Raw genomic sequence first — 11,672 nt, 5'->3', positions numbered from 1 at the left:
AAATATTCAGTCTCTTGATTATATAATAAGAATAAAATGATCAGATACAAACTCACCTTTTTGAAAATGACCAATCCAATTGGTTCTGGAGCTGTCTAATGATTAGACAGCTCCAGATGCAATATTTTTCTTCCAGCTTTCTAAGAAACTTTAAACCTTCTAATCAAGTGGTCTAAGTTAACCGCTACTTCCGATAAAGATTCTACATTTTCCACAATTTTATTCATAGAATTTGTTGTCTCACTAGCAGAGGCTGCTGTTTCCTCAATGCCCGCTGAAGCTTCTTCCGTAATTGCTGCTATATTAGCAATAGAATGATTCATTATCTCAGAATTACCAGCTATTTCCGTTAGGTCGGCTGAAATAATTTGAATTTGTTTGACTACTTGATGAACCGCTTGACTTATTGATTCAAATGCAAGTCCAGTTGCTTCAATTTGTTTTGTTCCTAATTCTACATGTTCAAAACTATCATGTAGCGAATCCACTACATCATTTGTTTCAATCTGGATTGTGGAAACTATCCCAGTAATATTTGACACTGATTTAGCCACCTGCTCAGCAAGCTTCTTCACTTCATCCGCAACGACTGCAAAGCCTTTTCCAAACTCGCCTGCTCGCGCTGCCTCAATTGCTGCATTCAACGCTAATAGATTTGTCTGTTCAGCAATATCAGAAATAACATTTACTAATTGGGAAATTTCATTCGAATGCTTATCAAGTTTTCCAACTTTTTTAACTGCTACTTTCACATTTTCATCAATGACCTTCATCATGGAAACCGATTCATTCATCGCTGTATTTCCTTTTACAATAAATTCAAGAACCTCATCCGTTACAAGGTTTGCTTGACGACCGTGCTCATTTGCATCGTGAATATTATCTGATAATAACCCCATCGAATCCACTAACTGTGCTGCAGATTGAGCCTCGGATTCGGAAGCTAGTGCCAGTTCCTTCATTGTTACTGCCACTTGCTCACTACTTATATTAACTTCCATTGCTGACTGACTTAATCCCTTACTACGATTAGTGACTTTCTTTGATGCAGTCCCAATTTCAACTGCCATTTCTCGAATTTGCTTGTTCATATCATTGACTGCATGAATGAGGACTCCAACTTCGTCTTTTGAGCGCGTTTTTAAATCCTCATGTGTTAAATCGCCATCTGCAATTGACTTCATCCGTTTAACAACCCTCACGATAGGCCTTGATAACGAATTAGCAATAAAAAGAGCGACTGCAATGCCAATTACGATAATCCCAACTGTAAGTCCGATACTAATGATAGCCGCCCTTGAACCGCTTTTTATGATATCTTCGCCACTGGTTGATATATTCTCTACTCTAGTAGTAGCTAATTCATTTAAAGTTGTTCTTAATTGTAGGCCTACAGGCTCAACTATTTTTCTAAAATTGTCTATTGCCCTTTCTTTATCCTCATTATCATATTGTGAAAACACTTGCTTATCCATCAACTGCTCCCACGCATGTACTCTATCTACTAATTCCTGTGTAGATTTATGAGGTGATAGCGCTATTAGTTGCTTTTCTAATACACGAATATCATCAGTAGCAGAAGTAAAAGCATTATAATATGCCTTTTGGTCATATAGTAAATATCCTCTAGCCAATGATGTTCTTTCATTCATATTAAAATTTATTGCTTCGTAAAGGTTTAGCAAAGGCAGCTCATCGTCCACTACAATAGCTGCCTTTTGATTCGTTATTTGTGTAGAAATAAAATTAATTACACCCATTATCATTACAAGAGAAATAACTACAACAAACCCACTTATTATCTTTATTTTTATTGTTTTCATTTCTCTTCCCCCAATAAATACTTCCCTATTCTTTATTCTAATGACACCAGATCATTCTCAATGTTTTTCATGCAAGAAGATCGGATAATAAGTTTATGTGGTACAATCACTCGTTTTATTGGTTCCTGTGTATTGTTAATATGTAGAATTAAATTTTTCGCAGCTTCGTATCCAAGTGAAAAAATATTGATGTCAACAGAGGTTAGAGGTGGATTACCCATTTCAGCTATCAATACATTATTAAAACTGACAATAGATATATCTTCTGGTACTGAAACATTTAGCTCTGCAAGCATGTTTAACACACCTAATGCCATTAAATCATCTGCAACTACTAGGGCTGTCGGTGGATCGGAGAGTTTTAACAGTTCGGAAACAGCTTCTCTTCCACCTTCTCGGAGGAACTCCTCATGGATCACATATTGATTATTTAATTCAATCCCAGCAAGCTGCAAAGCCTTTTCGTAACCTAAGAGACGTTCGATTGTTACAACAAGATCTAAACTTCCACCAATAAATGCAATCCGGTCATGGTTGAGTTGAAGCAAATACTCTGTTACTTCCCTTGTTGCTTGAAAATTATCATTGTCAACATGGGTAATCTCTTCTACATATTTAAACGGCTTTCCAATAACCACAAATGGAACATTTTGTTTTCGTAAATATTCCATTATTTTGTCATCCACATGGGAATTCAGAAGAACAAGTCCGTCCACTCTTCGGCCCTGAACCATTTGTACCACGCCTTCGAAAATTTCATCTTCAGTCTTCCCTGTCGTCATCTGTAATGCATAATTCTTTTCATGTGCACTTTCACTTAATCCTCTTAATACATTTGAAAAAAATGGATTTTGAAAGATGATGTCTGCTGAACCAGGCATAACTAGTCCAATGACTTTAGTGGACTGTCTTGCCAAACTTCTTGCGATAAAATTTGGATGATATCCAAGCTCTTTCATTGCCTCACGTACACGTTTTTTTGTTTTCTCACTAATTCTAGGATTATCCGCAATTACTCTTGAAACAGTGGAAGGAGCGACATTTGCAAATTTCGCCACATCTTTTATTGTTATCGACACGCTCTTCCTCCTTGCTCACTTCTGAAGTGAATCATCCATTAATCACGAAATAATTTCACCATTGCCTCCCCCTGTCTTCTTTATTTTTAAAGAAGACAGTAAGATAGCAACCGACCTTTTTCTTAACCTTTCGTTCCTCCAGCAGTTAGCCCGGAAATTAAATATTTTTGTGAGAATAAGTAAGCGATCGCGATTGGTAAAGCGATCATAACTGAACCAGCAGCAAAGCGTGTAAAGTTATTTGCAAATTCATTATTAATGAAATTAAATAATCCGACGGCAAGTGTAAACTTCTCAGGATCGCGTAAAACGATTCGCGGCAGTATGAAATCCACAAATGGAGCCATGAAGTTAAATAAAGCAACAACACCAAGAATTGGTTTAGCTAGTGGCAACATAATTTTGAAAAATACAGTAAGATGCCCCGCACCATCGATTCTTGCTGCTTCATCTAACTCCCGCGGAATAGTATCGAAAAATCCTTTTACAAGCCAAGCATTAAATGGAATTTGCCCACCTACATAAATCAATATCAACCCTTGTAAGGTATCTAGTAAACCAATCATATTCAGCATGACATATATAGCAACCATTGCCATTAATGATGGAAACATTTGCAGTAATAAGAAAGTATATAAACCATATTTACGTCCAACAAATTTATAGCGTGAGAATGCATAAGCAATTAATGCTGTTAAAATAACAGAGAAAAATGCATTAGCAATCGCAACAATTAAACTATTTTTATACCATGATAAGTAATTACTATTTTCACCGGTTAACAACCACTTATAATGCGTTAGTGACCAATTTTCAGGAATAATACTTGCGGAATATAGGCTTGTACCGGGGTTTAAAGACATCCCGATTGTCCATGCTAGTGGATATGCAATTACAAGAAACATGATTAATAGAAAGAGATAAATCAGTGTAACTTCTATTCTTGATTTCACTTTTGGATTCATTAAATATTCCCCTCCTCTTTAAAGGCACGAGTACGTCGGAATTGGAAGAAGGCAAATCCCATCACAATCAGCCCTAAAATTAAGGAAATAGCTGCAGCCATATTATACTGATTCAACTCAAATGTAAGTTTATATACCCATGAAATGAGGATATCAGTTCCTCCTGCACTTTGTCCGCGTACCGCAGGACCACCATTATTAAATAGATAAATAATGTTAAAGTTATTAAAATTCCCTGCATACTGCATAATCAATAATGGGGCAGTCGCATACATAATATGCGGTAACGTAATATATCTGAATTTCTGCATACGCGTTCCACCGTCAACATCAGCAGCTTCGTACCATTCCTTAGATACACTTTGAAGAATACCCGTAAACAAAGCGAATACAAATGGAAAACCAAGCCATGTTTGAATCATTATTAGCGCTGTTTTAGTCCAAAAAGGATCTTGAAGCCACGGGATAGCAATATTAATCATAGAAAGTAGATCTCTATTAATCGTTCCAAACTTATCATTAAACATTGCAGCAAAAATTAAAATTGTTACAAACGCTGGTACAGCCCAAGGCAAAATCAAGAAGGTTCTAATGAATCTTTTAAATTTAATCCGTGGATCATTAACCAATAATGCTAGGATCAACCCAAGGGCAATTTGCAAGGTTGTAGCTATCGCTGTCCATACAAGTGTCCATGCGAACACACTGAAAAACGTGTCTTTCCAAACCTTTAACGTGACCATATTTTTAAAGTTTTCGAATCCAACCCAGTTTAATAATTTTCTAGGTGGCGTGTTATATAGATTGTAATCAGTGAAAGCAAGTGCAATGGTAAATAACAAAGGTAATACCGCAATAAATAGAAGCATAATCAGACCAGGTGTTACAAATACATAAGGGAACCCTTTATCCCATGCATGACTAATCGCTTCTATAAAGCTGCGTTTTTCTTCTCCCCTAACAATTCGTTCTGCATCTTTTTTTGCATCAATCATGTTATATACATATAATGCGATGGTAAATCCAAGGATAATCAAAGAAATAAGTCCGAAAATTAGTAGGAATATTGAATGATGTTCTCCTGGAATCGTTCCAAGTGTTCGTAGCCCCCAAATCCCTTCATTCACAAAGCTTCCAAGCGTTACAATAAAAGCAATCTCTGCAACAATAAATATAATTCCTTTAATCCAGCGTCGATTGTATAATTGACCGAGACCAGCAAAAATAATGGATAGGACCATTGCCAATTTCGGATTATGCCTACTTCTATGTCCATCCGACATATGCAATCCTCCTAAAGATCAAATTCTCCTTGGCGTTTTAGTGCCCAGATTTTTATCAAGCTTGCTCGATAAATCCCTTATAATATCTAAGGCAACCGCCAGAGGCTTAACTTTATTCTCCCTTTTTTCATTCGACTATATTAATCAATATTGTTGATTCAACGACTTTTAAACCCTGTTATCTCACGTCTCTTAGCTAATCTGAAAGGTAGCCCTGGCCTCATGAATGGGAAAGTAATTTCTCTCGCCCGTCATGAAGCCAGGGCTAAAATGAGCTAAAGAATCAACAGCATCATTAACATAGCCTTCTAACTCAACAAGATGTGATTATATCGGCACCTCCATATAACATGACAATACCAATAGTCACTTCATAAACTCTTAGCTTATTGACCGCCACCTGAAGCTTGGATACTATCTTTGATTGTTTCTACTGCCTCATCCAATACTTCTTTTACTGGCTCTCCTTTTGCAATGAAAGCAAGTGCATTATTAAACGGATCCCAAACTTGCTGCATTTCTGGAGCCGATGGCATTGGCTCACCATATTCAACTTGTTGAGCGAATGCTTTAATCAATTCATCTGAAGTTACCTTTTCATCTTCAAGAGCTGCTGCGTTTGCTGGCATTTCTCCCGCATTTTCAAAATAATGTAACGAGTTTTCTGTGTTTGTAGTAAATTTCATTAAATCTGTAGCCCATTCCTTATTGTCTGAATAAGAAGAAAGCATCCATGATTTCACACCAACAAATGATTGTGGTACATTTCCATCAATTTTCGGTAAAATAGCTGTACCAAGCTTATCACCTAGTGCTTCTTTGTATGTCGGTATATTCCAAGGACCTGTAATAACAACAGCTGTTTTCCCATCATTGAATAATCCGTTCATAATATCTGGGTTCACTTCTACTGGAATATAGCCTTCTTTAAACCAAGAACCAATCAGCTCTCCACCTTTAATTGCGCCTTCATTATTTAATCCAATATCATTTACATCATAAGCACCGTCTTCTTTATTGAACACATAGCCGCCTGTTGCTGCAAAGAATGGATAAGAGAAATAAAAGTTCGCTGCTTCCATTAAGAAACCGTATTCATCTTTCGATTGATCTGTTTGAGTTTTAGCAATTTCCATAAGTTCATCCATTGTTTCTGGAGCTTTATCGACTAAATCTTTATTGTAAAAAGTACCATACGTTTCAACTACTAAGGGCGCTCCCCAAATATCGCCATCATATGTGACTGCTTCAATAGAAGTTCCAACATACTCTTCTTTTGCATCCCCTAACTCTACTGGATCAGCTAGACCTTGCAAAACAATATTTCCAATTCTGTCATGTGGCTGGAAGAATAAATCCGGACCTTTTCCAGCTGGACCATCAAGTGCAAGTGCTTCAATTTGATCAAGCATATTCATTTCTACTTGCTCAACTGTAATCCCTGTTTCTTCTTCATATTTATCAAAAATTTCACGTAGTGCAACTTTTTGTGACTCTTCATCATTCACCCAAACTACTAATTTATCAGGCTTATCTGTTTCTTCTACCGCGTTATTTTCTTCTTCCTTTTCCTTACTACCTGTGTTTCCGCTATCATTTGTTTCCGTTCTGCTCGGTCCACATGCTGCGAGCATACCGATTACTAGCATCATAGCTAGTAGCAACGAGATTGACTTCTTCATCTTGACCCCTCCATATAAATTATGTTTATAGTGCAATCGATTGCGCTTGGATTCGAAAAATTAATCGCTTCCAAGTCTATGAAAACGATTGCGCTTATAAATTGTATTATAACTAACTTTTTAAAAAGTGCAACTACTTTTATAAAAATATCAAATTAAATTATTTGAATATACATACATTGACAACTAATTCTATGATGATATACATTTAATTCACTATACTATTTTCATAGGAGTGGGATATATGAATCATTTGGCCGTAACCCATAGAGCTACTGATAATTACGCATACGCTTGCGCGAATGGTGAAGTTTGTTTAATGATTAAAACTGCAAAAGATGATATTCATTCTATTCAGTTGATTCACGGTGATCCGTATGATTGGCAAAATAAAAAATGGGTTTGCAATGAAACGACTATGAGTAAAAGCGGATCTGATGCTTTATTTGATTATTGGAAAATGCATCTGAAACCCGAATACAAAAGACTTCGCTATGGATTTGAATTAAATGACGGCGCTAACATTATTTTTTTTGGAGAAAATGGGTTCAAAGCGGAACGTCCAACTGACATTGCACAGTATTTTTGTATTCCTTTTGTTCACCCTTCAGAAGTCTTCACACCACCATCTTGGGTACAAGACACTGTTTGGTATCAAATTTTCCCAGAAAGGTTTGCGAATGGTAACAAGACTAATGATCCAAAAGGGTCATTAGCTTGGGGGAGCTCCGAACCGAAAGTAGATAATTTCTTCGGTGGTGACTTAGATGGTGTTATTGAAAATATTGATTATCTAAAGCATCTAGGAATTGGTGGTATTTACTTCACACCGATTTTCACAGCTTATTCTAACCATAAATACGATACGATCGATTATATGGAAATCGACCCACAATTCGGGGATAAAGAAACGTTGAAAAAACTTATAACTATATGTCATAAAAATGGCATCAAAGTAATGCTCGATGCTGTTTTTAATCATTCTGGTTATTACTTCCCTCCTTTCCAAGATGTATTAGAAAATGGGGAGGACTCTAAGTACAATGATTGGTTTTATATTCGCGACTTCCCAGTTGTAACAGACCCAGCTCCAAATTATGATACTTTTGCATTTACTCCATTTATGCCAAAGTTAAATACACAAAATCAAGAAGTGCGTACATATTTACTTGATGTTGCAAGGTATTGGGTGGAAGAATTTGATATTGATGGTTGGAGACTAGACGTTGCTAATGAAGTAGATCATGATTTTTGGCGTGAATTTCGTCGTGAGGTAAAAGATATTAAAGCGGATTTATACATACTAGGGGAAATTTGGCATGACTCAATGCCTTGGTTAAGAGGCGATCAGTTTGATGCAGTCATGAATTATCCTTTAACAAGAAACGTACTAGATTTATTTGCCAAGAAAGTAATTACTACAAAGGAATTTGTGGAAAATATGACAACCGTTATGTATATGTATCCTGATACAGTAAACGCAACCGCATTTAATTTAGTAGGCAGCCATGATACACCTCGCATTCTTAATGAGTGTATGGGCGACAAGCGAAGACTAAAACAAATATTCACTTTCTTGCTTACATTTATGGGAACACCGTGCATTTATTACGGGGATGAAATTGGGATGGATGGTGGCGAGGATCCAGGTTGTAGAAAATGTATGGTATGGAATGAGTCACAACAAGACCGCGATATGTTTAATCATGTTAGAAAATTAATCTCGCTACGCAAAGAACACCCACTTCTAGCAAATGATGGCGAACTTTCCTTTCTTCATGAAGAGACAGCAGATTCTAATTGTTTTGGATTCATGAAAAGCAATAAAAATAAAAAAATATTAATCATTTTCAATACAGCCGATCAAGAGGGAGAATTTCAAATACCAGTAGAGTTAGCCGATCATCAAATGCTAAATCTGTGGTCTGATTCACCTTTCAGTGATAGTACAATCACTTTAGAGCCTTATGATTTTATTATATTAGAATTAACTTAAATTCCAATTTCACAGATTTTATCACCATTTTCCGTGTATTTTTGTATAATTGGGGAATAAGAAGAAGGCACAGTCATTACGATAAAAGGAGAGTGTCTTCATGAAAAATAAAGCATTGCTCACATCTGTTGCCCTTGGCGCAGCATACTTATTAAGAAATGAAAAATCCCGAAATAAATTAATGGACCAAGTTAAAAACTTTAGCGGTCCCAAAAAAGCAAAATAATAACCTATGTCAATCTAACACCTAAACCCCGTAGAGAAGATGACTTCTCTACGGGGTTTTTATTTTTACGAGGATCCGTACTGTAATGAAATTCTATATTGTGTTGATAGTTACTATCCATAAGCTATACATAAATAACCTATACATAAATAACTTACCTAATTAATATATACTGTGTTATTTAATTTCTTTTTAAATGTCCCAAAAATCACCTTCCACCTAGTACTATTTGCCCTGTTTTTTTACAAATTAATACCGATATAAAAATAACAACCAGAAAAAAGGAGAATGGGCATGAAATCACTTCGTTTAAAAATTAATTTAGGCTTTTTAGTTGTGATTATTTTAGCGGTCTTTATGGCTGTTTCTAGTTTAATAGGCATAACAATCTTAGTAAATAAAATCGAGAAAACTGCCGAGGAAGATATTCCTACAATGATTATTGACAGCAGACTCGCATTTAATATAGCTGATCGTGTAGCATTGGCACGGGGTTACTTTATTCATCAAGATCAGAATTATAAGGAACTATTCCTTCAATACACGGAAGAGAGTCAACAATTACAAGATCAACTATTAGCAAATACAAATAATAATGCCGTGAAAGAGCTTGTTGATAAAAGTATACAATGGCGTGAAATTATTACAGAGCAAGTGTTTCCGGCGATTGAACGTGGAGACATGGAGGAAGCATCGCGAATAGACGAAACGTTAGCCTCTCCTCTTGCAGGTGAAGTGATGGAAGGCTTTGATGAAATTGCGTCAAAGAGGCAAAATCAAATTGCTTCTGATAGCATGCAAAGTGCAGAGCAAGGTTATTTAATCCGCAATGTAAATATCATTTTGGCTATTTTTGTTATCATTATTGGGGCCATCGTTTCTTTTATTATTGCAAATACTATCTCAAAACCTGTAGTAACAGTTTCCCAACGAATGGAACGAATTGCAGATGGTTATTTAAATGAACCACCTATTGAAACCAAACTTCAAGATGAAATTGGACAACTTATCGATTCTGTTAATAAAATGAACAAGGAAGTACGAACAACAGTCTCTCAGACACTCGAAACAGCCGACTTGGTCAATGAACAAAGTTCCACTTTGTCTGCAGCAACATTACAGGTGAATGAAGCTTCCGATCAAATTGCTGCCACGATGGAGGAATTAGCTTCTGGATCTGAAGCCCAAGCCGGTACAGCAACAACAATGGCAGAGATGGTTTCAAGCTTTTTTAATGAAGTGCAACATGCAAATGAATTAGGGAAAAGCGTTTTACATTCGTCTAATTCAGTATTAGAAATGACAACCAAGGGAAATGAAATGATGGCATCTTCTGTTGACCAAATGAATATGATCGATTCAATTGTTCAAGATTCAGTAAAACAGATGAAAACACTAGATGAGCAGACGAGGGAAATTTCTACGCTTGTTACAGTTATTCAAGACATTGCGGCTCAAACGAATTTATTGGCATTGAATGCGGCAATTGAAGCTGCACGCGCAGGGGAACAAGGAAAAGGGTTTGCTGTTGTAGCGGATGAAGTAAGAAAGTTGGCGGAACAAGTATCTACTTCCGTGCAAGAAATTACCGGTATCGTAGATAATGTCCAATTAGGCTCGGCGACTGTTGCTACCTCTCTTAAGAGCGGATACGACAGCGTGACGGAAGGTAAGGATAAAATTCTAGAAACGGGTAAAGTTTTCCAAGAAATCACTCATCTAACGAATGAAATGTCTACTTTGACAACCGATATGTCTAAAGATTTAATTCAAATGGAAGCAATCGGGAGTCAACTGACTGAAGGTGTTACTGAAATTGCCTCTGTGACAGAAGAAACAGCAGCAGGAGTTGAAGAAACAACCGCATCTGTTGAAGAGACAGCTCATCAAATTGAAAAAATTTCCGAAAACGCAGACCTACTTGCAAACTTAGCGGACGAACTGAAATCAACCGCAAATAAATTTACAATTTAAGAGATGCACTCGCTCACAGGCGACCAGCATATGACAAGACGGTAAGAAGATCGGCCTCTACTCTTTGGCGATTGGTCTTAACCTTGACATTGAGACTATAGCTAAACAAAGTGGAAAAGAGCACTCCCCCTCATTATTTACTGGTGGAATGCTCTTTTTACTTATTATGCAAATTCACTTTCATAGTCGACCCCAAACCAATCACGCATTTTCTTGCGAGCTTGTTCTTTCGTTTCCTCATCAATTGCCTCGTAAAGTTTACCGAGGGCAGCGATTAAGATAGCTGCATCATCACTAAGACCAATGATCGGTAGAAAGTCAGGTACCAAATCGATCGGTAAAATAAAATATCCTAAAGCTCCAAAGATAACAAGACGAGAGCGCTGCGGTAATTTCGGACTTTTTAATGCATAAAAGAGTACTAGGCCTGCATATAACGCTTTTTGTGCAAGCTTTCCACCTGTTTTCTTTATTTTGTTTATGAATTTTGATTCTGAATAATGTTTATCCATATTCCTCGTACTTTCTTCCATATTAACCTTTTCTAAGTGGATTTTATTTTCCTGTTGTTTCTTCAAGTATTATCACCTTTTCGATTCAATTTCCTTTTATATTTTACAATACCCAATTCTATCATCTTCAAG

General features: G+C 36.5%; 9 protein-coding genes. 3 read left to right on the top strand and 6 right to left on the bottom strand.

Annotation, left to right across the window (positions count from 1 at the left end; translation table 11 throughout):
• Positions 1-140: 140 nt before the first annotated feature.
• The 5 genes from BLE01S_RS11215 to BLE01S_RS11195 form a co-directional block, all read right to left on the bottom strand.
• Positions 141-1,823: a methyl-accepting chemotaxis protein gene (locus tag BLE01S_RS11215; RefSeq protein WP_066141671.1), complete on the bottom strand. Its 1,683-nt coding sequence runs from the start codon at positions 1,821-1,823 to the stop codon at positions 141-143.
• A gap of 32 nt (positions 1,824-1,855) precedes the next feature.
• Positions 1,856-2,902, bottom strand: coding sequence for a LacI family DNA-binding transcriptional regulator (locus tag BLE01S_RS11210; RefSeq protein ID WP_066141668.1), 1,047 nt, complete (start codon positions 2,900-2,902; stop codon positions 1,856-1,858).
• Positions 2,903-3,024: 122 nt separating this feature from the next.
• A complete protein-coding gene (locus BLE01S_RS11205; RefSeq protein WP_066141666.1) occupies positions 3,025-3,867 on the bottom strand; it encodes a sugar ABC transporter permease in 843 nt (280 codons plus the stop codon).
• Positions 3,867-5,150: a sugar ABC transporter permease gene (locus BLE01S_RS11200; protein ID WP_066141663.1), complete on the bottom strand. Its 1,284-nt coding sequence runs from the start codon at positions 5,148-5,150 to the stop codon at positions 3,867-3,869. The genes BLE01S_RS11205 and BLE01S_RS11200 overlap by 1 nt, the downstream gene beginning before the upstream one ends.
• Before the next feature lie 386 nt (positions 5,151-5,536).
• Positions 5,537-6,832, bottom strand: coding sequence for a sugar ABC transporter substrate-binding protein (locus tag BLE01S_RS11195; protein WP_066141660.1), 1,296 nt, complete (start codon positions 6,830-6,832; stop codon positions 5,537-5,539).
• Positions 6,833-7,076: 244 nt separating this feature from the next.
• Between BLE01S_RS11195 and BLE01S_RS11190 the strand changes: the two genes are divergently transcribed.
• The 3 genes from BLE01S_RS11190 (at position 7,077) to BLE01S_RS11185 (ending at position 11,028) form a co-directional block, all read left to right on the top strand.
• Positions 7,077-8,828 carry an alpha-glycosidase gene (locus BLE01S_RS11190; protein ID WP_066141657.1) on the top strand — a complete coding sequence of 584 codons (1,752 nt, stop codon included), beginning with the start codon at positions 7,077-7,079 and terminating at the stop codon, positions 8,826-8,828.
• A 100-nt stretch (positions 8,829-8,928) separates the two neighbouring features.
• On the top strand, positions 8,929-9,054 hold the full coding sequence (locus BLE01S_RS21300; RefSeq protein ID WP_274379912.1) for a hypothetical protein: 126 nt from the start codon (positions 8,929-8,931) through the stop codon (positions 9,052-9,054).
• Positions 9,055-9,348: 294 nt separating this feature from the next.
• Positions 9,349-11,028: a methyl-accepting chemotaxis protein gene (locus BLE01S_RS11185; RefSeq protein WP_066141655.1), complete on the top strand. Its 1,680-nt coding sequence runs from the start codon at positions 9,349-9,351 to the stop codon at positions 11,026-11,028.
• Between the two features lie 164 nt (positions 11,029-11,192).
• Here BLE01S_RS11185 and BLE01S_RS11180 read toward each other — a convergent pair whose 3' ends face one another.
• Positions 11,193-11,606 carry a YkvA family protein gene (locus tag BLE01S_RS11180; RefSeq protein ID WP_231955842.1) on the bottom strand — a complete coding sequence of 138 codons (414 nt, stop codon included), beginning with the start codon at positions 11,604-11,606 and terminating at the stop codon, positions 11,193-11,195.
• Positions 11,607-11,672: the final 66 nt, after the last annotated feature.

The sequence above is a fragment of the Lederbergia lenta NBRC 16444 genome (assembly GCF_001591545.1).
GTDB lineage: Bacteria > Bacillota > Bacilli > Bacillales > Bacillaceae_C > Lederbergia > Lederbergia lenta.
Note: the sequence above shows the minus strand (reverse complement) of the source record. Positions and strands in the feature narration are given on the sequence as shown.